Origin of the sequence: Azorhizobium sp. AG788 (genome assembly GCF_943371865.1) — a bacterium.
Taxonomy (GTDB): domain Bacteria; phylum Pseudomonadota; class Alphaproteobacteria; order Rhizobiales; family Xanthobacteraceae; genus Azorhizobium.
The window spans coordinates 197019-222515 of record NZ_CALRWL010000002.1 but is presented as its reverse complement, the minus strand read 5'-3'; the positions used below and the strand labels follow the sequence as shown (position 1 = coordinate 222515).

At 60.9% G+C, this 25497-nt stretch carries 15 protein-coding genes; 7 read left to right on the top strand and 8 right to left on the bottom strand.

All coding sequences use genetic code 11. The features are described 5' to 3' along the window. Positions 1–35 precede the first annotated feature (35 nt). From AAG816_RS02355 to AAG816_RS02345, 3 genes are read left to right on the top strand one after another with little or no spacing between them, the layout of a single operon-like run. The gene (locus tag AAG816_RS02355; RefSeq protein ID WP_341987797.1) at positions 36–227 is read left to right on the top strand and encodes a hypothetical protein; all 192 of its coding nucleotides are present in this window, start codon (positions 36–38) and stop codon (positions 225–227) included. A 34-nt stretch (positions 228–261) separates the two neighbouring features. Next, positions 262–1143, top strand: coding sequence for an NAD(P)H-binding protein (locus AAG816_RS02350; RefSeq protein WP_341987796.1), 882 nt, complete (start codon positions 262–264; stop codon positions 1141–1143). Between the two features lie 35 nt (positions 1144–1178). Further along, on the top strand, positions 1179–2006 hold the full coding sequence (locus AAG816_RS02345; RefSeq protein WP_341987795.1) for an aldo/keto reductase: 828 nt from the start codon (positions 1179–1181) through the stop codon (positions 2004–2006). Between the two features lie 120 nt (positions 2007–2126). On the opposite strand, the gene AAG816_RS02340 is transcribed toward AAG816_RS02345, so the two are convergent. Continuing rightward, the gene (locus tag AAG816_RS02340) at positions 2127–2876 is read right to left on the bottom strand and encodes an SDR family oxidoreductase (RefSeq protein ID WP_341987794.1); all 750 of its coding nucleotides are present in this window, start codon (positions 2874–2876) and stop codon (positions 2127–2129) included. Positions 2877–2971: 95 nt separating this feature from the next. Between AAG816_RS02340 and AAG816_RS02335 the strand changes: the two genes are divergently transcribed. Then, the gene (locus AAG816_RS02335) at positions 2972–3880 is read left to right on the top strand and encodes an AraC family transcriptional regulator (protein WP_341987792.1); all 909 of its coding nucleotides are present in this window, start codon (positions 2972–2974) and stop codon (positions 3878–3880) included. Positions 3881–4095: 215 nt separating this feature from the next. Here the strand turns inward: AAG816_RS02335 and AAG816_RS02330 are convergent, their stop codons facing one another. The 4 genes from AAG816_RS02330 to AAG816_RS02315 all read right to left on the bottom strand — a co-directional run bounded on the left by AAG816_RS02330 (position 4096) and on the right by AAG816_RS02315 (position 9050). Further along, positions 4096–5838 carry a carbohydrate porin gene (locus AAG816_RS02330; protein WP_341987790.1) on the bottom strand — a complete coding sequence of 581 codons (1743 nt, stop codon included), beginning with the start codon at positions 5836–5838 and terminating at the stop codon, positions 4096–4098. Then, on the bottom strand, positions 5817–7277 hold the full coding sequence (locus tag AAG816_RS02325) for a CoA transferase (protein ID WP_341987789.1): 1461 nt from the start codon (positions 7275–7277) through the stop codon (positions 5817–5819). Before AAG816_RS02325 ends, AAG816_RS02330 begins: the two co-directional genes overlap by 22 nt. A 13-nt stretch (positions 7278–7290) precedes the next feature. Next, positions 7291–7680 carry a hypothetical protein gene (locus AAG816_RS02320; RefSeq protein WP_341987788.1) on the bottom strand — a complete coding sequence of 130 codons (390 nt, stop codon included), beginning with the start codon at positions 7678–7680 and terminating at the stop codon, positions 7291–7293. Positions 7681–8018: 338 nt separating this feature from the next. Further along, complete coding sequence (locus AAG816_RS02315) at positions 8019–9050, bottom strand: AraC family transcriptional regulator (protein WP_341987787.1); 1032 nt, start codon at positions 9048–9050, stop codon at positions 8019–8021. A 301-nt stretch (positions 9051–9351) separates the two neighbouring features. On the opposite strand from AAG816_RS02315, the gene AAG816_RS02310 reads away from it, so the two are divergent. Further along, the gene (locus tag AAG816_RS02310; RefSeq protein ID WP_341987786.1) at positions 9352–9504 is read left to right on the top strand and encodes a hypothetical protein; all 153 of its coding nucleotides are present in this window, start codon (positions 9352–9354) and stop codon (positions 9502–9504) included. A gap of 615 nt (positions 9505–10119) precedes the next feature. Here AAG816_RS02310 and AAG816_RS02305 read toward each other — a convergent pair. From AAG816_RS02305 to AAG816_RS02295, 3 genes are all read right to left on the bottom strand, one after another. Further along, positions 10120–13635: an NACHT domain-containing protein gene (locus AAG816_RS02305; RefSeq protein WP_341987785.1), complete on the bottom strand. Its 3516-nt coding sequence runs from the start codon at positions 13633–13635 to the stop codon at positions 10120–10122. A gap of 80 nt (positions 13636–13715) precedes the next feature. After that, positions 13716–16493 (bottom strand): AAA family ATPase, encoded by a 2778-nt coding sequence (locus AAG816_RS02300; RefSeq protein ID WP_341987784.1) that lies wholly within the window; start codon positions 16491–16493, stop codon positions 13716–13718. A gap of 301 nt (positions 16494–16794) precedes the next feature. Continuing rightward, complete coding sequence (locus tag AAG816_RS02295) at positions 16795–17427, bottom strand: tyrosine-type recombinase/integrase (RefSeq protein WP_341987783.1); 633 nt, start codon at positions 17425–17427, stop codon at positions 16795–16797. Between the two features lie 449 nt (positions 17428–17876). On the opposite strand from AAG816_RS02295, the gene AAG816_RS02290 reads away from it, so the two are divergent. After that, positions 17877–21212, top strand: a complete 3336-nt coding sequence (locus AAG816_RS02290) for an autotransporter domain-containing protein (RefSeq protein ID WP_341987781.1) — start codon at positions 17877–17879, stop codon at positions 21210–21212. A gap of 607 nt (positions 21213–21819) precedes the next feature. Then, entirely contained in the window at positions 21820–25275 is a 3456-nt protein-coding gene (locus tag AAG816_RS02285; protein WP_341987779.1) for an NACHT domain-containing protein, read from the top strand. Positions 25276–25497 lie beyond the last annotated feature (222 nt).

Below are 25497 nucleotides of genomic sequence, written 5' to 3'. Positions count from 1 at the left end.
AATCACTATAGCACTGACACCAATGCGCGTGAATCATGCCTTGGCGCGGCGTACACCATCTCCATCACGGAACGCATTGGCGGAATGGCGCCGACTTTTTTTTCAGGCTCGACCCGATCCGTCCCGTCACCGGCGCGCTCTTCACGCCGGCCCTGCCCTTCCACGCCCCGCGTGCGGTCGCGCTCTACGGCGCGTTCGAGCGCGAACTCTATGCCGGGCTGGCCTGAGCCGCGCGTCCCCCACACCCATAGGAGAACCACCATGTATGCCATCACCGGAATCACCGGGAAGGTCGGCGGCGCACTGGCGCGCAGCCTGCTCGCTGAGAAAATGCCCGTGCGGGCTGTGCTGCGCGACGCTGCCAAGGTGACCGAGTGGCGCGCCAGAGGCTGCGACATCGCCATCGCCGACATGGACGATGCGGCAAGCCTTGCCGCCGCCTTCAGGGACGCCGATGGTGTCTTCATCCTGCCCCCGTCGGAATTCGACCCGGAGCCTGGGTTTCCCGAAGCCCGCCACGTCATCGACGCCGTGACGGAAGCGCTCAGCGAGGCTCGCCCGGCGAGGATCGTCTGCCTGTCGACCATCGGCGCCGACGCGCCCCATGAGAACCTGCTGACCCAGCGCACACTGATGGAGGAGGCGCTGGGCGCGCTTGGCCTTGCGGTCACCTTCCTGCGGCCCGGCTGGTTCATGGAGAATGCGCAATGGGACATTCCCGCCGCGCGCGATGAAGGCATGCTGCGCAGCTTCCTGCAGCCCGCCGACAAGCCCTTCGCCATGATCGCGACGCAGGATGTCGGTCACACCGCCGCCGCGCTGCTGCGCGAGGACTGGAGCGGAACGCGGATCGTCGAACTGGAGGGACCCGCCCGCGTCTCCCCGAACGACATTGCCCGCGCTTTTGCCGCCGCGCTGGGGCATCCGGTGTCGGTTGAGATCGTGCCGCGGGAGACATGGGAGGGCATCTTCCGCGCGCAGGGCACCCGCAACCCGCAGCCGCGCATCCGCATGATCGACGGCTTCAACGAAGGCTGGATCGACTTTGCCGATCAGGGCCGTGCAGCGCGGAAGGGGGCCATCGCCATCGAGAGCGTCATTGCCGAACTGGTGAAGGCCAGTCGCGGCAAGGCTGCCGCATGAGCCGCCGCTTCCACATGCCAGATAAGGAGACGACCATGGAAACCACCACTACTCAGGGCGTCGCGATCCCACGTCTCGGCTTCGGCACGTTCCGCATGCCGGGCGCCGATGCCCAGCCCATCGTCGAGAGCGCGCTCGCGCTCGGCTACCGGCACATCGATACGGCGACAATGTATGAGAACGAGGTCGCCGTCGGCGCCGCCATCGCGACGTCAGGCCTTGCCCGGGACGAACTGTTCGTCACCACAAAGGTCTGGCACGACCAGCTTGCGCCGGATGCGCTCCACCGCGCCTTCGACGCCAGCCTGCGGAAGCTCGGTCTCGATCATGTGGACCTCTACATGATCCACTGGCCCTCGCGGGACATGGACATGGCCGCGACGCTGGACGCGCTGATGTCGCTGCGCGAGCGTGGCCTGACGCGGGCGATCGGCGTGTGCAACTTCAACCTGCCGATGCTTCACCGTGCCCTGGAAGAGATCCGCGCGCCGATCGCGAGCGTGCAGCTGGAATATCACCCCTTCCTGTCGCAGGCGCCGATGCTGGCCTACCTCCGGCAGAAGGGCATTCCCCTGACCGCATATGCGCCACTGGCGCAGGGGCGGGCAGCGCACGACCCGACGCTGGCCGCGCTCGGCGCTAAGCACGGCTGCAGCGCCGCGCAGATGGCCGTCGCCTGGCTGCTGGACCAGCCGGGCGTCGCGGTGATCCCCAAAGCCGCCCGTCCCGAGAGCCAGAGGGCCAATCTCGATGCGCTCTCTGTCCGCATCGACGACGAGGACCGCGCCGCCATCGCCGCGCTCCCGAAGGACCAGCGCTTCGTGCGCCCGCCGTTCGCGCCGGATTGGGACGCGGCGGCGTAGGCAATCTATCGACGAAGGGCGCCAGGAGCGGTCATGCTCCGGCCACCGCAGATCAAACTCTGTCACCATCGCTTTAGAACGCTCTTCCAGAGCGCCCATCAAAATCCATGAAGCGATCTGTCAGCGGGTTTCGGCAAGCGCCATGGCATCCGCGCCTGCGGGGAATCTGAGTTGTCCCGTCTTGTCGTGGACGGCGGCCCAAATCGCCTCCGCGACATCGCTTTCGCGCGTCGTCAGCGCCGGCGTTGCGAAGGTTGCGAGGATCGGCCGGGCGAACGCGGCATACTCGCCCGGCAGCAGGTCCTGAACCGGGATGATGGCGTTCGCACCAAACCGCGTTGTCGGGGCATAGCCCGGCTCGACGAGCTTCACGCCAATGCCGAAATAGTCAAGCTCATGCGCCAGAGACGCGCTGAAGCCTTCGACCGCCTGCTTGGACGCCGTATAGGCAGCAGCGAGGGGAAATTCGCCAAGCGTCACGCTCGACGTCACGTTGACGATCATGCCTGACCGGCGCTGCCGCATCTGCGGGATGATCGCCTGGCACATCGCCATGACACCGATCGCATTCGTCTCGACGAGTTGGCGAATGAGTGACATCGGCATCGCTTCAAAGGCGCCGACACCGCCAACCCCCGCATTGTTGACCAGAACGTCGATCGGGCCAGCTGCCTCGATCAGGGCAGCGATGCTCTGCTCACAGGTGACGTCCAGCGGCATCACACGCAGGCGCTCGGTCGGGGCCGCGAAAATATCCGGCTCCGGGCGCCGCATTGACGCGATGACATTCCACCCACTCCGCAGGAAGTGCTCCGCCGTCGCCTTGCCATAGCCCGACGAGGTGCCGGTGATGAGGATCGTCTTGCTCACGGTCTGTCTCCTTACATTCGATGAAAGGAAGATGGACGAGACCGACGCGACGATACATAATTAAAGATCCAAAAATGCTTATGGATCGTCCGAGAATGGATCCCTTGAGTGACACCATCAGCCTGCTCCGACCCAAGGCCGCCGTCTCGAAGCCGATTTCCGGGCGCGGCCAATGGGGGGTACGGTACGAGGCCCATGATGCTCCGGGATTCACCCTCGTGTTGGCGGGAGAGGCATGGCTGGCCTTTGAAGGCAAAACGCCCATCCAGATTGCCAAAGGCGACTTCATTCTCCTTCCCACGACGCCCGCGTTTGCCCTGAGCAGCCAGCCCGGGGCCGCCTGCGTGCCCGTCGAACCAAGGAATGAAGCTGTCCGCCACGGCGAGCAGGAGGGTGACGCCGACTTCGCCGCGCTGGGTGGCAGCTTCACATTCGACAGAGTGAATGCCTCCCTGCTGCTCAAGCTGCTGCCGGATCTCATTCACATCCCGGCGTCCGAAGGCAGGGCGACACGCTTTGGTCGCTTCATCGATCTTCTGTCCGAAGAATGCGCCACCGATTATCCGGGACGGGACTTGATCATCGAACGGCTGCTGGAGGCCCTGCTGGTCGAGACGCTCCGCTGGCACAAAAACGGCGCGGCGGCCATGTCCGAGGGCCTGCTCCGCGGTTTGGGCGATCCTGCCATCGCACGTGCGCTCGAGGCCATGCATGGCGATGTGCGTGCGAACTGGACCGTCACGCGTCTGGCCGGTATCGCGGGGATGTCCCGCTCCAGCTTTTCGGCACGGTTCAGCGCGCTGATGGGGTGCGCGCCGATCGAGTACCTGGCGCGATGGCGCATGGCGATTGCCAAGACGGCCCTGGCACGCGGGGCTAAGACACTGGATCGGATCGCGGCTGACATCGGCTATGAATCGGCCAGTGCCTTCAGCACGGCGTTTCGCAAGCGGCTCGGCTGTCCGCCGGGACAATTTGCACGAGACGCAGCTTGGTCACCCTAGTCTCTGCTGCGCGAGAAGCAGAAGGTCGCGGCGACGACGACGATCGGCCGCTTTGGGGCCGGGAGCGGACTGTCCGCTATTGCGGACTTCGAACGAAGAGCGGACATGTCGCCGATGAAAGTCGAGGCGGAAGGCCCGAACTGCGCCCCCCCGCATTGCGAGGACCGGGCAGAGAGCAGCGCTGGACCCATGCTCGCTCGTAACGGCTCTAAAGATCACCATGTAGTCGTGAGGCGGAGCTGAAAGATGTCAGCACTGTCCTGTCGTTCGACGACTTCGGCCGCAAGCGGATGCCAGATATGCTGATAGCTCGGGATCAGACGCACGGCGGGTGTGATGGCAAAATTGTAGAACACCTCCATGCCGCTCTCATCATGGGCGGCGGCTTGCCCCCGTGAGATCGCCGCGATGCTACTTTTCAACTTTTCACTGATCTCATTATAGTAAACGCCGAATCCGAAGCTGTCATATTCGCGCTGATCGAGCAGACCGTACGCGAACAGCGCAACGCTGAAATCCTGGGTGATCGGGTTCGTTGCTTCGGGGGCATAGCCGACCCGGCCAAACGCCCCGATCCCGCGGATCGGTTCTCCAGTCTTCAATTTGCGGGCGACCGTCTCGGCATCGTCCTTTACGAACAGATATTGCGAGGCATTGGCGAGCACGAACCAGCTGTCGTCCTTGAAATTGGCTGGCAGTCCCTCGAAGGAGGCAAGGCCGAGCAGGCTGCCGATCGCCTGCTTCGCCGCGGCCGGCGAACTCAGGCGGCCGAACGGCGCCTCCAGGTCGATCTTCGGCTTGTTGGACCAGTTGTAGGCGGGCGAGAACTGGCCGGGCAGACCGCCAATGTCATAGGACATGATCGCGGTCAGATAGATGTTGACCTTTTCGAAGTAGTTGGGTTCGGCGAAACTTGTCGCTTTCGTATAGGGATCGAGTACGCCACCGGCGATCACGAATTTCGGGCTGAATGCCCAGACTCCGAGCGCGCCGAGCGCGGTCGGGTTGTAGAAATTCGTGGTGATGGGGTTCTTGTTCAAATTGAAATTGGCAAAATAATATTTGAAGGCGTCGCCGAACGCGGTCTGGTCCGGAATGAAGACATCGCTGATCTTGCCCAACACGACGCTGGCCTGCTTGCTGAGCGCCTGCACCAGGAAATACTCGGAGAGCAGGAAGCTGTTGGACTCCATCGGATCAGGCAGCACGAGGCCGGTGTATTGCGGAACGACCGTGCCGGCGGTGAAGGTCGACGCCGGTGTGTCGCCGAGGCGCGACTGCGCCGTGACGTGAATCAAGCCACCGGACCACCAGCCGGCACGGCCGGTGTCGATGTTGACCGAGACCTGGGTGTTCTGCACGAAGGCCCCGCCGGTCTTGAGGCCGCCCGAGGTGACATTCTGATAGTAGCTGGTCGAATAGAGGTCGAAGAAGAAGCCGTGTCGGGCGAGTTCCGTGCGGGTGCCGCCCCAATCCCCGAGGAGCTGGGTGCGCTGCCCGATATTGCCGGTCACCGTGCCCGGCAGACCGAACACCGGCCCGTTGTTGAAATAGACGAGAAGGCCCGGCGCCAGATTGGCCAGCGAGATCTTGTCGGTCGGCACCGGCCCCCATGGCGCGGCGGGCGCAGCCTCGCTCGCGGTGGGGGCGGCTTCGATCTTGCGTTTGGCCTTGCCGCCGGCTGTGCGCTTTGCCACCGGTGGGGCATCGCGCGTCGTTGCGGGCTCGGCGCCGACATTGCCGAGCTGAACCAGACCTTCATTGGCGCGCGCCGCATCGGCGGCCACAAGGGCGGCCGCCACGCAGGCAAAGCGAAGCAGTTTGCAGGCCATGATCCGCTTTTCTCGCGTGTTCGAAAGGGGATGCGCTGCGCCAGGCGACATGCGCGACCGGTGGAAGTGCGGGTCACGGGTCCCGCTGCGCCGGGATTGCCGCATCACGTCGCCTCCGAGCGCCATTCCGGCTTGCTCGAGCCGCGCACCACGACGATCGGATCGGGCCAATAGCCGGGCGTTTCGGAGAACGTCACCGCCGGCGCCAGGCGATGCAGTTCGCCGTAGGGCGTCGGGGCCGTCACCGTGTCGGGCGGCAGCACCTGGTTCTGCTGGCCGGTCGCCGCGCGCGCGTCGCGGCTGAGCAGGCCGAGGGTCGGATACCACATGGCGTTGCGGGTGAGGCAGATCTTGACGTGATAGGACCCGCCCTCGCGGGCGCGCCGGATCAGCGCCGCCGTGACGCCCGCAGCGCCCATGTAGCCGGCAATGTAATCATTCATCACGATGGTCGGCGGGAGCCGGGGGCGGTCCGGCGTTCCCTCTCGGAACGTGAAGCCGCTGACGCACAGCGCCTCCATGTCGAAGCCGCCGCGATTGGCCCACGGCCCGTCATAGCCATAGCAGCGGACCGAGCAGTAGATGATGCCGGGACGGCGCGCGGCCAGTTCCTGCGGAGAGAAGCCCAGATTGCTCAGGCACCGACCGCGATAGCTGTCGACGAACACGTCGGCTCCCGCCGCGAGCGCATGGCCGCGCTTGTTGCCGTCGGGCGATTTGAGATCAAGCCAGGCGGAGCGATGGCCGGCGACAGGATCGATGGCCAGCAACTCATGCTCGAATTCCTGCGGACGAGCGATCTGCAACACATCGGCGCCCTGTTCGGCCAGGGTCCGCGACACTACGTTGCCGGCGATCACATGCGTGGCCGACAACACCCGCAGCCCGGACAGCGGGCGGGCGGCCAGAGTGAACGGCTCGGGCGCGCTGTCGGCGATCTTCTCGATCTCGATCAGCGGCTTCGAGGCCAGCAGTTCCCCCTGCGGATGCCGCCGCCACTCCTCCTCGGACCGGCACATGGCGAAGATCATGTTGCGTTCGGCCGCCGCGTCATCGAGATCCTGGGCGTCCCATTTGAGGATCGCGTTGGCGACGCTGGCGCGCTCGTGTGAGCAGCGCAGCAGCGACAGCCACTCGTTGGTCATGTGCGGATAGGCGCCCGTGGGCAGCACCCACCGACTGTCCTTGGTGAGATACAGATCGAAGGCCAGCGGATTGCCGGCCGCGTAGGGCACTTGATAGGAATAGCCGTTCACTGTCGGCTTGAACCGGTACATCGGGTTGACGCCGTGGATCGCCTTGCGCAGGTCGATGGACAGGTCCTGCCCGCGTCCGGTCCGCATCGCCCAGACCGCGGCGGCACCGGCGGCCGCGCCCATCATCGGGATCGCCATGCAGGCTCCGATGCGATGCGGACTGTCAAAGATCGGGTCGGCGCCCGCGAAGCTGATCGTGCCGCCGGTCTGGTCCGGGGTGAGCCCGATGCCGGCGAGGAATTCGCGAAAGGCCGCGTCAATATCCAAGGCCTTGGTAGGCGCCGTCGCGGGATGCACGAATGTGTCCACGGTGGTGTCCTGTCTAAGATGAGGGGGCAGTGGAAGAGGGGCAGGTCGTCGGGAACCGCAGTTGCACCGGCATCTGGAGGATCCAGCTCGCTGCACCGGCACGTCTCACCACGTTGGTGAAGAGCTGGCCGCGGGGGGTGATCGGTTGGTCGCCGCATTTGAAGACGCGGCCGATGCCGCCGCCGATCGGAATCGTCCAGCGGTCGCTGCCGTGTAACGACCCGTCCGCGCTCATCACCGGGCGCGACGAGAAGAACCAGCCGCCTGCCATGGTGTCGTTGACGAGAGGATGGAGGGTCAGCTGGTTGACGCGTGGCTCCTCACTGCCGGCCCACATGGCGTTGGTGAGAACGCCGACCACCCAGGGCCCCTGAATCGTCACCACTGCGCGCATCGCCAGCATGGCCAATGCGGCTCCGCCAATATGACGAACATTCCACCACCACATGGCGACTGTGACCCCCCCGGCGCAGCCGGAAGTGGACTCGGCGGCACAGCCACGGGCATCCGGCTGCGGCAACGTCGGCGAAATGGCGTGAATGGATAAGGCGAGCGTCGGCCAAACAGGGGTGACAAGCGGCCAAATGACTGTAGCGCGGCATCGCGTCCGCGATGGCCACGCTCACCGGAAGCCTTTCCAACGCCCGACGGCGTCCACGCATAGATCGCCGGCGTAAGACCTTAAATGCTCAAACCTCGGGCAGGTGTCTGGATGGAAAACGCTTCGGTGACGCCACAGAATTAAGCCCGGACTGAGCCTCTGAACTCGTTGGGTGTTGTCTTCATCCAACGCTTGAACGCATAGCGGAACGCAGCTGGGTCACTGAAGCCCAGCAGAAATGCAATATTTTCGACGGTCAGTTGGGTGTCGCGCAGATATCTGACAGCGATCTGCGCGCGCAGGTCGTCCACAAGCTCACGATACGAGGTGTTCTCCTGCTGCAGCCGTCGGCGCAGGGTCCGCGTGCTGAGGCCGAGTTGGCCAGCCAGGGCATCGAAGGAAGGAGGGGATTCGAGGTTGGCGAGCAGGGCTTGCCGCACCCTGCCGGCGATGCCGGTATTCTGCTTCAACTCCGTCAGCAATTGATCGCAGATTTCGGTGACCTGCGCGTAGGTGACCGAATTACCGAGCGACGGCCGCTTGTCGAGCCAGTCGGCCGGGAACACCAGCTTGTTCTGCGGCTGCTCGTACAGCACCTCGCACCCGAATTTTTCGGCGTGTCGTGCGGCCCAGGGTGGCCTTGGGGACGCAAGCTGGACCTGCGTCGGATGAAAGTCCGCACCCATCAGGTCGCGGTGCAGGCACAGATGTGCGCCGATCTGGAGGTCGATGATGAACCCATTCAACTCAGCGTCGATCTGCTTGAACGGAAATACCGTCATGAGCCAGGCAGCCGCTGGCGGCTGCTCCTCGAACGCCACCGCCACCAAAGGCGCGGTCAACTGATGATACTGGACGGCGAAGGCGACGGTCTGTCGAAAGCTGATGCCGCTGAGCAACGCGAGGCCATAGATCCCGAAGGTCGAAACGTGAAATTTCGAACCCACATCGAAGGCAAAGCTTGTGTTCTTGCTGCACTTCAGCGCATTTTTGTATGATAGGATGATCTGGCTGGCCGATATCTTAGTCAAAGGAGAAATTAGATCTTCTTCGCAGATGCCGATTCCTGCCAGCGCCGCCTGCAGCGAAATGCCTTCGTCCTTCAGGGCATCGACGACCTTACTGATCTTGACGACAGGAAACACCTTCTCGTTTGGGCCAATGTCAAACATCCCTGCTCCATCAAGAATATTTTCAACTTCAAGACGTTATTGCCGGAAACGCGCCGGATATTTGCCACCGCGCGGCAGCACGCATATACCGCGGTTGGCCACGTTTTGCCACCGGCCTCGATCGCTATCGGTAGCTGTCGCACGCGGCTCACGGCCGAGGCTTCACCATTCGCTACAATCAGGGATGATGCATTGATGAAGCTGAATGCTTGTCCACGAGATGATGTAAGAGGGGGAGGCGTGCGGGGCGTCGTTAGGCAAGCGCTCGGAAGTCGTTGGCGAAAGCTGTGGCTTGAGGGGCATGGCTATGCTGATCCGCAGCGGGCTGGCGCTTGCCGCGCCGATAGCCACCAATATAACTAACCAGCTCTTCAGCAGCTGGCTGTTCCTGAGCGGCGATGTCACCGGATTAATCGCAATCTTGTCAACCTCCGAGGTGCCTGCGTTTCAATAAAATGTGGGCAAAGTGGAACTGCCCTTTCCTAGGGCGTATGATTAAGCCCTAGGGCGCAACCCAAATCACCAAAGATGGGCTCGAATGTCCGGTTTCGGTAGCGGAACCGTTGTCAGCTTCGGGGGCGCTTTGCTGACAGACCGCTCCGGGGCCGGTGGCAGACTGTCCGCTATTAAGTACTTCAAGGGAGAAGCGGACATATCGCCGATGAATGTTGGGCGCTGGAACTGACCCTGAGCCGGCCTTAGGAGGGTCCGCTCCTAAGCTTCACCTCGTCGGCACGAACGGCTAACAATGGGCAGCAAGCTGACTGGCCGATTCCAGTGTGTAGGCTGTGGGAAGCGGACATTCGTTCAGCTATCTGCAGCATAAGGAAATGAGCATACACGACCGGCTCCACCTGCGCGAAAACTATGGTCCTCTGGACGCCCGCAAGAACCTGAAACCAGGTAGGGGAACGGAACAATTCTTCGGGCGATATCCGCACCCGCAGCAAGGCACGTCGGAAGGATGAATGGGCGTTGGTGTGCTCGATGAGGCCTAGCCAATGGCGCGAACAATAGCGACGCGCATGTGCTTCGCGCGTCGCCCATCCGGCTGACCGCCCGAGAGATCTCAGCCGATTCGGTAGCTCAGTCCGTCTTTGCGCACGACTATCTGGAGGCGGGCCCCCAGCTGTTCGATCTTGTTGGCGGCCTGATCGCCCAAGCTCCATTTGGGCTTGAGGCGATGCAGTTTGATGAGCTGCCGGAGCGCTAATTCGTCGCCTCTATCGCCAAGCACCCGGACGGCGTACATGGCTATGTTGTAGCGCTTCGAGCGGAGCAGGCGCTCGATCAACTCGTCGGGCAGTGCGGGAAGCCGCCGCTCAAGTTGGTGAAGCGCACTGCTGATCACGTGACCATATTCGTCATCCGTCGTCCAGACTTCGGCGTCAAAATCGTCGATCGCCAGCACGTCGCGTTCGAGCGCGGCGGCGATCGGTTCGGAGCCAAGGCCGGCTGCAGCGGTACGGACCCGCATTCTGTCCTTAGCGGCGAGATCGACCCGATCGGACCAATCTTCGAGTAATTCGATCCACGGGGCGATGCCAGCGTGCGGCGGCGCAGCCCGAACGACGCCACCAAAGCCCCAGTCCATTTCGAACACATTGCGCATCCCCGTCCTCACAGAGTTTGCGAGCAACACGATATCGGCCGCGCTCTGGGCGCGCACACGCGTCAGCGCCGCCGCATGTTCAGCTAGGGCCCGGTCGGGGTGATGGCCGAACAGCGCGATCGTCGTCGCGGCATGCCGCACCGGCAATGTCGGGATGCTCTCGACCAAGGAGCGGAACTGCTCGGCGTCGCCGTACCGCGCTTCCATCAGCCGCAGCGCAATACAAACCTCATTGTCGATTGAGCTATCCTTGACTAAAGTTCGAGCAAGCGTTCTACGCTCACTGTCATCTTCGATGTGGCGCCCGATGCAGGCGGCAAGATCGACCCGACGGTCGAGTGGAATGGTCGACGAGCGAAGCAGCCATTCGAAAAACGCCGGCGGGTTGGCATGGACGCCGATGAGATCGGCTGCCGCGTAATTGCGGTCCCAGTCCGCCTGCTCAAGCCCCTTAATCGCTAGTTCTACGCCGGCGTCCTCAAGCGGCGCACCGGCCAGAAGATAAGCACGAAAGCGCGCTTGCCACGGCAAACGCTCATCGCGGGCAACTTTCAGCGCGAGCGCAGGCGAGATAGAGGCGGTATCAAAATTCCATAATAGTCCAGATATATCTCTGATGACGTCGGCATTCGCAGTGACAGGATTCATAGCATTGATAATTAACTGAAGTGCATCGTCACCAGATGCACGCAATGCGTATTTGAATCTGTGCTGAATACCCATGCTTTTGCTCGCGTTCGCGATGAGCATCTGCAATACGCTTAGCGTCAGTTTGCGATCAATACGCTTGCTCAGGATATCGCCGGCACCTTGATCGAGAAGCCGGTGTCGGTGAAGTGCTGCTTCCAACTTCGGTGACGCGACGTGCCAGAATCCATCAGCAAGAACTCTGCCCACGCGTTCGCGAGCGTCAGATGGAGCTTGGACCCAGAATTCGGCGAGACGCTCGGCGACGTCGAAGCGGAGCGTGTCGCTTACGATTGCGCCGTTGGCGATGCAGCGGCCAACGAGACGCAGGCCGGTGGCGAAGGCATCGTCTTCACGAAGAAGCATGGCTTCGATCACCGGCCCGGCATCGGGTGCAAGTTCGAGTGCGAACTGGATAACCTGCGCCCAGGGCCGCTGGACGGCATCTTCGATCCGCTGGTGGAGGCTGTCGAGATATTTGTCGATGAGATGCCGTGCCGCCAGATATTCCTGCACAATCGGATAAGGGAATTGCAGGCGAATGGCGCTTTGCGGGCGGAGAATACCGTTGGTACGCAGCCGCTCGTATAGCGCGTCTGCTTCGGCTACGTCTGACACCAAGCGGTTGATGACCGCGCGTACTTCGCGCTCGGTCGCGCCGATCTCCTGCTTCTCGAGCCGCTCGAACGCGAGAGTCTCGGCGATCGCGCGAAGGACAACGCCGCGATCGTCGGACGCGCCGGTCGCCTTTGAACGCTCCGGCGAAAATAAGGTCGCCAGATAGCTCTCGATCAGGTCGGAGCGAGTCAACGGCCTGGGATCGTTGAGGTCCGCAGTCACGAGCAGCATCATCAGAAAAAGCGGAATGCGTGCTAGTCGATCGAGATCGGGGTAGAGCTTCAGCCTGCGTACCACCTCCCAGGGCTGCAACCTGCCGAGCCGGTCACGCATCGTCGCGGCGAAGCGCTCGATGTCGTCGTCGCTGAGCGGAAGCAATTCGACAATCGCCGATTGCGGCAGGCCACCGAGCACGGCGGCGTCGCGAACGGTCAGAATCCAGGGCGATTGCGAAAAACGCGCCGAGAAATTTGTGATCCGCCGCATTAGCTGTGGTCGGCTCGTTGCGGGTACTTCGTCGAGACCGTCGAGGAGCAGGACCAGCAGGCCCTGTTCGGCCAGCCGCTCCCAGTCGGCACTGATTTCCAGTTCAGTGCTCATGGCGGTGCGCAGGAACTGGATGACGCCGGTATCGGCGGCTGCCAGCGACGCCAGCGGGATGGCGATGGGCACAAGCGGACCGCCGGCAAGCCGACCCGCAATCGCCGTTAGAAGTGCCGACTTGCCATGGCCGGGGCCGGCTACGACGACTACACGATCGAACTGATCGGTTGGGAAGGTTCGAAGATCGATCCCGCCCTCTTCGCTGGTTCCGGACAGATCCAGATTCTCGTTCTCGAAATCGGTTCGTTTTGAGGTGTCGAAGGTCCGGGCGCGGGGCCAGACAAACATATCCTCGGCAGCACCTGAAACTGAGGTTCCCGGTATCGTAAGCCGCGCCATCTGCTTGATGGCCTCCCGAAAGGCGGGTAGGCCCCATTCGGGCGGCTCGCCGAGGAGCAGGTTGTGTTCGAGTTTCAGGTGACGACGAAGCGACGCGGGGCGGAAGAGGCCGCGCCGCCGCGCAGCGCCGCCAACGATATCGCGCAGGATCGGCAGCAACGAGGGGAGCAAAGGCGATGCGCCGGTCAGACGTCGGCGCCCGAGCTCGCTCTCAATGGCGTCCTCGGCGAGATGGAGCAAGCGCGTTCGGCGCAGCAGTTCGAAAGCCCGCTGCGCCCCACCCGTGATCTTCTCGATGCTGGTCAATACACGACTTTGCGCGTCGGCCAGACGGCCGACGAATGCGGCATGATCGACGGCCGTTGCGGCGCGCTCGCAGAGCTGAGCTACTGCATCACTTGCGGCATTGCGCTCGGCAACCACGATGGTCAGCTGGTCGACAGGCCCAAAGCCGGACTGTAGCTGTGCATGGAGGCTCTGCCACAGGGCGGTCCAAGCGCCATTCCGGAGGCGCAAGCTGAGCTTGACCGACTGAAAGTCCTGATGGCCATCGGCGAAGCGCAGCACGATGTCATCGACATGCTCGGTGGCTTCGACGCGCACTTCGAGGAGGCGTTCGCGAGCGCTCAGTTGGCCGAGATCAAGAAGATCGGCCAGCGCGAGTGCGGCGATTGTGTTCTGGTAGAATATACCAGCCTGTGTGGCCGAACCGCCGCTCTCAGTCACATTTGCCTTCCATTAACATCTAGGTCGATCGGGGGGTGACTTGGTTTTCGGCTACAGGCTACGTAGCCCGAATCCTGCGGCTATTTCTGCGACAGCGATCGATAGAAGACTTTCGGTTTGGTAGGATCCGGTTGGTGCATGAAACTATCTTCGAGGGCATCGATTGCTGACATCACAGTCTGGAGGGCAGCCGCCGAATAAGCGCTGGTGCTTCCTGTCGCCCAGTGGGAAATGAAGTTGCTCGAAATGGACATTCCGCGCTGCTCGAGCGCCGTCTGTTGTGCGGCGTCGAGCACGAGATCTCCTGCCTTGTTGTGGAGTTTCACGGCGTCCTGAATGGCTCCTAGAAGCCGTCCTACCATCTTCTGGTCGTCGTTGAACGCGACATCGAACGGCACCGAAATCCGGCATCGCGTGATAATGTTGCTCAGTTGATATTCTAGATATTGCCGGATGAAAGGCGCCGCATCCGCCGCCCGCCCCTGGTTAAGCAGGTCGTTGGTGCCGTCTCGGACCTTGTTAATGGCCCCCGCCTGAGGCAGCACCGCCATCTGAGGATTGCCCTCGAGACGCTGGTGCTGCCATTCAGCACTGCCGTTATGCGCGTTGAACAGCTTCTCCAGCATCGTGTCGTGGCTCAGAAGGATGATCTGGGGACCATTGGCGACCCTGGGACGAGCGAACTGAAGCCGAATGACGTCGATGAGATTGAGCTGATGGCCCGCGTCAAGGCTGGACGTTACATCGTCGAGGATCATGAATTTGGGAGCGCCGCCGTAGAGGGAGGCTGCCGCCAGATAGACGGAGACGGCGAAACCGTTCCTGAAGCTTTCCGACAGTAGTGCCTGGGCCGAAACATCCTGCAAGGACCAGAACGTGGAAAGGCTGATTGCCAGCTCTTCCGTTCCTGCGCGTTTGGCCAGGGCGGGCACGACGGAACGACCCATGATCGCCTTGAATAGGTCGCGGCACACCGGCAGGACCTTTCCAAGCCGTTCGGTGGCCATGGCGCTCTCGGCCACCGCAAAGGCGTCGTTGGCGCCTTCCACGAACGACTTAAGTCGGGCAATCCTCGCTTCCTGTGCGACGGCGGCGGCGCGGAGCGTCTCCTGGTGTGCGGCATCCCGCCAGGCGGTCTGCAAGCGCCGTCCGGTTTCAACGGCGGTGGTAGCCGCGACGAGCGAAGGCGGGAGGACCTTGGCCAGTTCGTCTGCTTCAGTCTGGGCGTCTTTAACCAGAGTGCTTAGCCGTGTGGCGAGAGCTAGACGATGACCGACCAAAGACGCGACTTCGGTCGCCGACAGCTCACCCTTGGCGCCCTTAGCGCCAAGGGCCATGCTCTCGGTGGCAGCGAGGTCGTCTAGATAGGCGGAGAATAATGGGCCAAGTTCGGACCAGCCGGTCGCTGTCCAGGTAGTCGTGGCCGCCTGTGTTTCCCCGTCCACTTTCTCATACTCGGCGATCCGGGCTTGGACCAAGTCAAGCACCGCGCCGTCACCGGCTCGTTCACAGGCAGGGCAGATGTCCGGCGTAGTCCAGGCGCCGCTGGTCAGCACCTTCTCGGTCGCCCGGTAGAGCTCGTTGAGGAGATCACCCGAGGTCAGCGCCAAGGCGGCGTCTCGGCGAGCCGCGATCTCGGCGAGGCCCTCGACATCCTTGTCCGAAGGCCCCTTGATCGCGGCCTCCTTGAGCTCCGACAGTTTGCGAAGAAGAGCAACATGGCGGGCTTTTTTCTCGCCGCCTTCCTCAGAGACGATCGTTTGGATGCAGGCATCGAGATCGACCTCGCCAAAGGCCTTTCCTTCGCAATGCGGCGCCAAGACCGCAATGCTATGGAGCGCGCTGTGACAGGCTGCTTCGATTTCCGTCTGTGGGGCCGCAGGCTCCAGCGGAGTCTTAATCAATGCTTCGTAATCCGCAGCGATGCGCGGACCTAGGTCGCGGATCGCCTTGGCGGCTGCATCCCGCCGCGCCTGTACGGCTGACCGCTCCAAGTGATTGTTGAAAGACCGCGTATTACACAAGGTGTCCAACGCGCCGCGCAGCGCCGAGTACCGGGAAAGACCGAGCAGCCCGGCGAAATTGCGGCCGCGCGACAGTGATGTGTCGTCAATGAAGCGCTGGAAGGTTGCTCCATCCAGCAGAACGAACTCGCGATGGAGTGCCGTCAGCAAGGCTTCGCCATCGGCCCCGTTGTTCGCGCTGACGTTTCGAGCACCTGTGGCGTCCAGAGTGACGGTAACGGTGGTCGATGGCAACCCGTCGGTCGGCTTGACGGTTAGGGCGATCCGGCCGAGGCCGCCGGTGTGGAAGCGGTTGAGATAGTAATCGCGCCCCTTTTCGGCGGCGGCTAGGTTGTCCAGCTTCGGGATCGATTTGCGCAGGGCGAACGTGAGCGCATCAAAGATCGAGCTCTTGCCAACGCCATTGGGCGCGGAAATCGAGCTGACCGCATCGGGTTTGAACTTCAGGATTAGGGGAGCGCCCTGGTTGTTGATGCCGCGAAATCCTTCGATTTCGAGCTGTTCGAGGAACCAGCCGGTCTGCGCAGGGACCACGATTGGCGCCGACGGAGCCGCATCGTCTTCGGTCGCTGGCGGGGCGTCCACCTCATCGGGCGTCGGAGCATTCGGAGCCGTAGACTCCGCCAGCTTCGCCTCGGCCGCGACCAGGGCGTCCATGAGGAGGTCTAGGACATCCTCGCGCTTCATCGCGTTCTCGGACAGCCCAGCTAGCAAGGGCGTCGCCGCCGAGGCCAGATCCGCGTCGAGCGCGTCGAGATGGGCTGCGAAGACCCTGAGGTTCGCGTCGAAGGTGGCAGTGTCTTGAAAGGCGAGCGTTGGCTTCGTCTTAGCCATGATGAAAAGTCCCCCCAAGAAGACCTTCTATCGCAACCATTTCAAAGCGCTACCCTAGATTACAAAGCGCTCCGCGGAAGTAGCAGGAGTTAAGGGAATGGATTGCAAAACATGATCTCAATGACGGTCCATGAATGTCCGTTTGCCGGCTTTGAGTGCATGCCCGCTCCTGGCGCACCATGACTTCCAGAGTGGTAAACGGCAACGTCTGCTTTCAGGCTGCCGCCACTCCGGTCTCTACGGCCGACATGGGGGCGCGTTGCTGAACGCGGCCTCGCCATGTTTAGCGAGGCCGCGCGGGTCAGATTTCCGTTGTCTCGGCAAGCGTAAGCGCATCATCGATATCGACACCAAGGTATCGAACGGTGTTTTCGATTTTGGTGTGTCCAAACAAAATCTGAATAGCTCGGAGATTGCCGGTAGCTTTGTAGATCAGGGCGGCCTTGGTACGGCGGAGCGAATGCGTTCCGTATTCCTCGGGGCGCAGTCCAATCGCCGTAACCCATTCATCGACCAACCGCGCGTACTGTCGAGTGCTGAGGTGCCCTTCGTGGTTGACCCGGCTCGGGAATGCGTAGTCGTCGATACTGCCACCACGGCGTTCGAGCCACGCGAGCAGGCTTGCCCTCGTGTCTGCGGTGATCTCGAATTGGACGGGCCGGCCGGTCTTCTGCTGGACCACCATTGATCGGGCCCGTATTGCCGAGCCGGAAACAAGCGATCCGATTTTCATCTTGACGAGGTCGCAACCGAGAAGCTTGCTGTCGATCGCGAGGTCGAACAATGCCCGGTCCCGCATCCGCTCTTCGCGATCGAGGAAAAACCGGATCAACCAGATTTGCTTCACTTTGAGCGCTCGTTTGGCGCCGACCTGCTTGCCTGCATTCCAGGCTGGCCGACATTTGGCGGCTGGGTCGTACTTTGAGATACCCACGTCATTTCTCCTTTTGGCCACCATGGCCAATAGAGAAATAGGAAGGGGGCCGGGAGCGGACTGGCTGATCTTGGCTGCGGCTGTGCAGATGGTTGGCCGTTCTGAAGCCGCCCCCATCTCTGCTGTTCCAAAACCACGCACGGCTTCCGAAAGCCGCGACTCCTAAGGCGCCCAGCTATTGGCATGATCGACGCAGACAGGCGAAATATGCGGCTCGAATGTAGGTATAGGCGTCGATCGCTTTGCCCATCCGGGCTTCGTTTCCTCAAAATTCAGGCAAGAGGACGTCCAGGAATCTGGGGCCTATTCACATCTACCGTGCGATCGGGCGTTGACAGGCGGCCGTGCCTTTCATGCAGCCTCCCGCAGGGCGGGACGGGCGGTGGCCGCAGCCGCGCCCTTTCGGCGGTAGCTAAGTCCGCCTTCGGCGTTGCGCGGGGCGGGCCCGCATGATCAAAGTCGGTCATATGGACTTTGGGGACGATGAGGGGACGGACATGGGCAGGCCTCGTTCTTCTTCGCGCCGGCGGCCGTCACGCCGCGGGTTGGCGCTTCTCCTCATTCCGATGTCGGCCGCCGGCGGCCTCGCGTCGGCCGGCGTGGCCTCCGCCACCGATATTCCCCTCACATACGGGGCGGCCCCGACCAATTCGAGTTATCGGCTCACCATCAATGTCGGCGTGAACGGCGGCCTGCCGCAGACTTATCTCTTCGATACGGGGTCTTCCGGCTTCAACGCGGATTTTCACTTCACCTCCGGGTCGGCGCCGACAAGCTATACGACGGTGGTTGGCACCCCATTCTATTTCACCTACGGCGACTCGGGTCCCTCCCACGGCTTTTTAGAGACGGCCATCGCGGTTCCCGAGATCTCCTTCTACAAGACCCTGACCGGACCGGCGGTCGCGACCGTCACGGCGGCGAGCCCCGGCTTCCTCATGGGCGACGTCATCTACCCGGTGACGTACAACGGTTCGACTTACACGCCGCAGACCCAAGTGCAGGGCGATGCCTACGGGACCTCGGGGACATTCGGCGCGGCCAACGCCACGACGGATAAATATGGCGGCATCGTCTTCGGCGGGATCCTGGGCCAGGCGACGACCTCCGGATATGTCATCGCCGCCAACTGCCTGTCGGAGGGCAGCGCCTGCAACCCCCACGTCATACTCAACCTCACGCCTTCGATCCGGGCCCAGTTCGACCAGGTCTTCGCATGGTCCGCGAACGGCGCGCCGTTCCCGACATCCAGGGCGAACAGCGCCATGCTCTACGCCATCACGTTCAACTACAACGTGGTTGGATCGAATAATTCCGGATCCTATCAATATCCGGCGACCACGCTGCTCGATACGGGAACGAATACCTACAATCTATATGTGAATCCGTCGGTTGCGGCCTCCGCTCTGTCGGCCGTATCGTCGATGGTGGTCAGCAATCCGCAGAGCGGCGCCGTCCTGCAAACGGTGAACGGCGCAGCCTCCGGACCGAATATCATCAATTATACCACCGACAGTACCAGCGTCCGAACCATCCTCGGCATCGGGTTCTTCATGGGGAACGCGGTGATGTACGATCTCGCGAACAATCAGACCGGCATCACCTCCTTCTTCGTGACCGACCAGGATGCCGTGGCGACGAGCGCCGCGCCCTTTACCGTCGGCGCGAGCACGGGCAACGCCGGCCAGTTCGGCATGGCGGGCGTGATCTCCGGCGCTGGCGGCGTGGTCGTGACGCAGGGCGGGCAGGCGAAGCTTAGCGCGGCGAACACCTTTACCGGAACGACCACCATCAATCAGGGCGGTTGGCTCGGTCTGGTTGGGCCCGGCAGCGTCGCCCAGTCGGCCGGCGTCGTGAACAACGGCGTGTTCGACATCTCCGGCACCGGCATCGTGCCCGGCACGGCCGGCCTGACGACCAACGGCGCTTCGATCACGACCCTCTCCGGCAGCGGCCTCGTGTCGCTCGGCGGCCAGACCCTGACGCTTACGGCGGCCTCCGGCACCTATTCGGGCGTGCTCGCCGACGGCGGCTACGCGGGTGGTGCCGGCGGCGGCCTCATCATCTCCGGCGGCACCGAGACCCTGAGCGGCGCCAACACCTACACCGGCGGCACGGCGGTCCAATCCGGCGCCGCCCTGATCCTCACCGGCTCGGTCGCCGGCAGTGTGATCAATGGCGGCACGATCCAGAACACCGGCTCGATCGGCGGTTCGGTCGTTAACCAGGGCTGGCTCGCCGACAACGGCACGGTCGGCGGGTCCGTTCTCAATTCCGGCCTCGTCACCGGCAACGGCACCATCGGCCGCGACCTCGTGATGCTGAACGGCGGCGTGGTCGCTCCGGGCAACTCGATCGGCACGCTGCATGTCGGCGGCAACGTCGTCTTCCAGCCAGGCTCCGCCTATGCGGTGCAGATCAATGCCGGTGGGGCGAGCGATCTCATCCAGGCCAGCGGTACGGCCGCAATCAACGGCGGCGCCGTGCAAGTCTCGGTCGGGTCCGGCGTCGTCGTCGGCCTCAACACCTTCAGCATCCTGACGGCGAGCGGCGGCGTCAGCGGCCAGTTCACGTCGATCAACGATCCGTTCGGCACGAACTATCCCTTCCTCGACGCCGCGCTCGTCTATGGTCCCAACGGCATCTCGCTCATCAGCACCCGCAGCAGCGTGCCACTCGCCTCGGTCGCACAGAATGCCAATCAGGCGGCCGTCGCCGCCGCCCTCGACACTATTCCGGCGACCGGCCCGCTGGTGAACGCCGTCGTCTCGCTAAACGCCTCGACGGCGCCAGCGGCCTTCGCGGCTCTGTCAGGCGGGATCTATCCGTCCATCGACACGGTGCTCCAGGCTCAATCCGTCTACCTTCGCGATGCCGTCACCGGCCGCCTGCGTCAGGCCTTCGCTACCGCGGCGGCGCCAGGCGCCGGCCCCAAGACAGCTGCGCTCATGCCTGGTCTTCTCCCGACCGTCTGGACCCAGGCCTATGGCAGCTGGGGCAACGGTGAGGGCAGCGCCGGCGTCGCCGACGTCTCCCGCTCGATCGGCGGCTTCGTCGCCGGTCTCGACAACCCGATCGGCGACAACGCCCGCATCGGCCTAGCCGCCGGCTATTCCCAGTCGCAGTTCAGGGCGGGGTCGCTGTCGTCGTCCGGCGAAAGCGACAATTACGACGTCGCGCTCTATGGCGGCGCCAAGTTCGGTGCGCTCGGCCTGCGCCTCGGCGCGAGCTACACGTGGCACGACCTGTCCGTGAACCGCCAGGTCGCCTTCCAAGGCTTCTCGCAGGCCCTCTCGTCGTCCTACGACGCCGGCACCACGCAGGTCTTCGCCGAGACGGGTTACGGCATTGCGACGCCCTATGCGGATCTCGAGCTGTTCGCCAGTGTCGCCTATGTCAGCCTCCACACCGATGCGATGAGCGAGACCGGCGGCGCGGCGGCACTCCAGAGCGGCTCCTCGACCCAGGACAACACGTTCACGACGCTCGGCCTGCGCGCCGCCAAGGGCTTTGCCATCAATGGCGGAACGCTGACGGCGTCTGCCAGCCTCGGCTGGCAATATGCCTTCGGCGACACGACGCCGGTCTCGACCCTCTCGTTCAAGGCGGGCGGATCGGCGTTCCAGGAGACCGGAACGCCGATCGCCCGCAACGCAGCGCTCGTCGGCGTCGGCTTCGACTTCATGGCGACGCCGAACGTCACCGTCGGCCTCCACTATGCCGGCCAGCTCGCGGGGGCCTCTCAGGACAACGCCATCGACGGACGCATCTCGATCAAGTTCTGACAGTTTGCTTAGAGGTGGAAGGTGGCGGCGAAGGCGGATGGCGATTGCAAAACACGTGGTCGGAGCGGACCTGCATTCGGAGTGCGCTCTCAACTGATCCGATCGAAATAACGCAAGGGACCCTCGAGCAATGCGCCAAAGGCAAACCCTCCCAAGTGCATGCCTGAACGCCCGGTATGGGGCCGATGTCAGACCGGCTGCCACCAAGCGCCGAACGTTTATAGCGTACGTTCCGCCAGCTACGCGAGTGCCGATACCCGCCAACCCGGGCGTTCGCCTGAGCGGGCTGAATGTGCACAGTGCGACCTTGGCCCGGACGCCACCATTGATGAGCTGCAAGCCGCTGATGCACAGCGCTTGTGATAGGCACGCAGCACGATGCGCCGGAAGACGCGACCCAGCACGGTCTACGACCTAAATATCGGAGGCGGTCATAATGGCATCGGACGAACGATGGCCGGGCGTTCAATCATAATTAGTGGCGAAAATCGATCGAGCGGGGGGGCGGCTGTAGATCGAAATTGACGTTTCCCACAAACTCGCCGATTTTGGTGATCGGATTTTTCGTGGCAGGTTATTGCTACCATTTGTAATGGACCCACAACACATGCCCTCCAATGCACGGCGTCTTCCTGCAGTTCCGCCGCTTAGCGCTATCCTTCCATCCGGCACTGAGGGAGCGAAAGAGTTTGCCAGGATTGTGGGGCTGCTACTATTTCAAGATGCGAAGCGAAATGGTCGGGAGTTCAATCTTTTTGACGATGCGTCAGGCGACTATGAAGGGCTTGACAGCTTTTCTAGGCCATCTCAGGGAAAAAAATCAATCGGATTCCAATATAAGTTTTTCAGATCTCCGCTATCCGACGACCATCGCCGCGAAATAAAGAATTCAATAGAACGTACGGCGAAGGGGTCCAAAGATATCGCACTAGAAAAATATGTAATTGTCACTCCTGGCGATCTTACAAATTCAGCTAGGAGAAACGGTCGCGGAGATGTGGCGTGGCTCGAAGCGTTGCGCGGTGAATATGAGAATCATTTTGAAATAGAACATTTTGGTCATAGTAAAATACAAAGTCTATTTCTGCAAACTCCCCATCTTTGCTTATATTATTATCCATCATTGGTAATTCACGGATCATCAAAAAGAAAGACAATTCAAGAAATAAGATCTCAGTACGATTCAATTCTTAAAACTAGGCTCGGTCGTATCGAGTTCGTCGGGATGTCCGTGTACAAAGAAGAGGCATCGAGGCGAATTCCTCTCGAGAACATTTATATCCCACTCTCAGTTGTTCAAGAGAGAGCGCCTAGCGAGAGTGAGGATACACCGCGAGTCAACCCACTCCTTTTCGCATCACCCGGCGCGCGTACTGTCATTCTTGGAGACCCAGGTTCGGGAAAATCCACTCTAATGGCCTTCCTCGCCTTAGCTGGGATAAGTGAGCCGCTGCAACGGAGATGCAAAGCAGCTGCAGATGATAGATTGACGTTAGTAATTACCCTTCGCCGCTATGCTGACGAGATTAAGGATAGGACAAATTTGTCTATCCTCGATTATATCGTTGAAGTGACGAGGGCCGACTTTAGTATAGACGCCTTTGATAAGGACTTTCTTGAATTTTATCTTGAGAGCGGCAAGGCAATTTTGCTATTTGACGGACTTGACGAACTTCCTGGTTCTGGGTTCAAGTCGACCATTAGAAAAAGGATAGAGTCGTTCAATCAAAATTATCCGTCAAATACTGTTATTGTAACCTCCCGGATTTTCGGTTACGAAGCAGAGGTAAGATTCGACGAATCTTATGCTCATTTCAGAATTGCAAAACTTAAGACACCAGAAATTGAGCGATTTATTTCCGACTGGTATGCTGCTCGTATCGATGGCGGCGATGAAAGAGATCAGAACGTTTCAGATCTAGTTCGTGTAATAAGCAATCCAGATAACGAATCTATAAGAGATTTGGCTAGAAATCCTCTTCTTCTAACAATAGTTTCTCTTGTCCACCGAATCGATGCTGTTCTTCCAGATCAAAGAGTAGTTTTGTATCAAAAGTGCACGGAAACTCTACTTAATACATGGCACAAAGCAAAGAAGAGAGATGAGGAGCTTGCCAAGGGGCGCATAGAGCGACGGAATAGACTGCGAGTTGAGGCTATTGCATACTGGATGCATCGAAGGAGTATTTCAGAACGAGGACGTGCTGTAGCGCCTCGATCTGAGTTGTTAAAATTTTTGACAAATTATATTGAAAACAATGAATCGTCGCAGCCTGGTAGCGAGCCTCCGGAAGATCAGGCGGAAATTTTTCTCGAGTTTATCCGAAGCGGCGCTGGGCTTCTAATTGAAGCGGGCGATGGTCTCTACAGCTTCATCCACCTCACGTTTCAGGAGTATTTATGCGCAACTCACCTGACGAGTTTCGGAGAAATAGGCGGCGCTCAATCAATTTGGGAAGAACTTGGCGGAGATCTTAATAATCTAAGATGGCGGGAAGTAGTTCGCTTGCTGGTTGCCAGCCTTAGGTCGACAATGGGGCAGAAGTTTTTTGTTGAAAAGATGCTCAATGCGGAGGCGTTTCAAGAACGTCGTGACAGCTCTCTTCTTTTGATCGGGCTATTGCGTGACGGAATTGAACCCGCCGAAGAGGAAGCGCATGCGATCGTGACACATGCTCTTCGCGCCCTCGTTCGCACAGATGAGATCGATGATCTCCGCACCGTTCAGGAGGCCCTTAAGGCGTGGATCGCCAAACATACCGATAACGCGGCGGTCGCGGATAGCGCATTTGGCAGTCTGCTGCCGTGCCTTGCTTCACGGGAAATTCTGGCACTCGCACTCACTCGCTTGGCTGTACGGCTTACCCCCTTGGCGTATGATAAGCTTGCTCTGGCATCTCATCGAAGTCTCGAAGCAGACGTTTATACGGCTTACGCTCGACTGATCCTGAATGAGGATGATCAGGGGCGGATCCCGAATTGGAAAGATGCGGCCGCGGTCAACGATGTGTGGGCTATTGAAAGCCCGGAAGGAAATGTTGCCGCCGCGGCAGGCTTGGGTATCTCGATATTGCTAGATAGTGACGGAGTGCCTGGCCGCTTGCTTGCCCGTGAACTCATTATGTTGGGGACTTCTGGCTATGGTCCACATACCGACCATCTAGCTAATTTGATCGCTATTGCGCTTCCCAAAGCCTTCTTGCCGCCGCAGGTGATGGTAGCGCTGCGCAACACTTTTGTCGACCGTTCTCGCCGTAGTAAAGCCAGATCGCTATATTCGGTTCTATCCCCGTTCATGAATGGTCTTTTCGATCAGACAGGTAAAAGGCGTAACAATGGGCCGATTATGAATGACCGCATGCGGGCGTCTCTCGAGGAGCAGGTCGGGCGAAATTCCAAGCTTGGGTCTCTATTGGAATTCAAACCTCGCAGATCTATCGAGGATGCCCATGCTCGCGAGTTGGAGTTGATACGTAGGTCGTTTGCTGAGAAAATGGGGTCGGATGATTCTAGTTTCTGGCGTATGATATTGGATTCGAATGTATATGATCAATTTATAATCCCGCATATTTCGTCATATATTGATTTTCATTCAATATCTCATTGGGCGCTCGCCCTGAAATACACCTTGTCGGATTATGTGCCGTCCGCGTTATCAAATTACTTTAACGAATCTGCTTGGAATGAGCTCGTAGAACGCGTTCTGGTCAGATCTGCTACCCAAGAGGATCTTGATTTCGCAGCTTGGCTTCTGCTGCTGGATGTGTGGGTATGGGAGCATGAGGGCTATACAAGCCCAGCAGACTCACCATTCATCGCCCTGGCGGAAGCTGTAGAGCCGCTCGACTATGTTCCTTTAAAATTTGCATATTGCGTGCGTGGTGTGTGCCAAGGTGACAGTAAATGCCAAGATCATCTGACTAAGCTCACCGCCGGTGAGAATTCTCCAGCTGCCATTATGCTGTTTGAGTTGGGCTGGCCGCGCCCTAGCGTGCGAGAGAAGTTAAGCAGGCGTTCGTCGAAGCCGCGCGGACCGTCGCTGACAAAGCCAGCTCGGCGCTAAGGCAAAGTGAATAGGGTTTGCGCGGCGCCAGACACGCCCGGCAATAACTTGCCGCTTTGTGCGTTTAGGTGGCAAATGGAGATCTTCGGCCGGGTCGAGCTTCCTCCGTGCTTTGGAGTGTCTCAGTGAAAATCTCGAGCGTGTCCGATGAACGCCGATTCGCCGGGTAAGTTACGTTCGGGCGTTGTTGTGATATTTGTGGTTAGATCTGTCCGCTTTTGG

What these genes read in the sequence shown, in the direction of transcription:
- AAG816_RS02355 (WP_341987797.1), top strand. Translation starts at nt 36, where the DNA reads ATGCCTTGGCGCGGCGTACACCATCTCCATCACGGAACGCATTGGCGG.
- AAG816_RS02350 (WP_341987796.1), top strand. Translation starts at nt 262, where the DNA reads ATGTATGCCATCACCGGAATCACCGGGAAGGTCGGCGGCGCACTGGCG.
- AAG816_RS02345 (WP_341987795.1), top strand. Translation starts at nt 1,179, where the DNA reads ATGGAAACCACCACTACTCAGGGCGTCGCGATCCCACGTCTCGGCTTC.
- AAG816_RS02335 (WP_341987792.1), top strand. Translation starts at nt 2,972, where the DNA reads ATGGATCCCTTGAGTGACACCATCAGCCTGCTCCGACCCAAGGCCGCC.
- AAG816_RS02330 (WP_341987790.1), bottom strand. Translation starts at nt 5,838, where the DNA reads ATGGCGCTCGGAGGCGACGTGATGCGGCAATCCCGGCGCAGCGGGACC.
- AAG816_RS02320 (WP_341987788.1), bottom strand. Translation starts at nt 7,680, where the DNA reads ATGCTGGCGATGCGCGCAGTGGTGACGATTCAGGGGCCCTGGGTGGTC.
- AAG816_RS02315 (WP_341987787.1), bottom strand. Translation starts at nt 9,050, where the DNA reads ATGTTTGACATTGGCCCAAACGAGAAGGTGTTTCCTGTCGTCAAGATC.
- AAG816_RS02310 (WP_341987786.1), top strand. Translation starts at nt 9,352, where the DNA reads ATGGCTATGCTGATCCGCAGCGGGCTGGCGCTTGCCGCGCCGATAGCC.
- AAG816_RS02300 (WP_341987784.1), bottom strand. Translation starts at nt 16,493, where the DNA reads ATGGCTAAGACGAAGCCAACGCTCGCCTTTCAAGACACTGCCACCTTC.
- AAG816_RS02290 (WP_341987781.1), top strand. Translation starts at nt 17,877, where the DNA reads ATGATCAAAGTCGGTCATATGGACTTTGGGGACGATGAGGGGACGGAC.
- AAG816_RS02285 (WP_341987779.1), top strand. Translation starts at nt 21,820, where the DNA reads ATGCCCTCCAATGCACGGCGTCTTCCTGCAGTTCCGCCGCTTAGCGCT.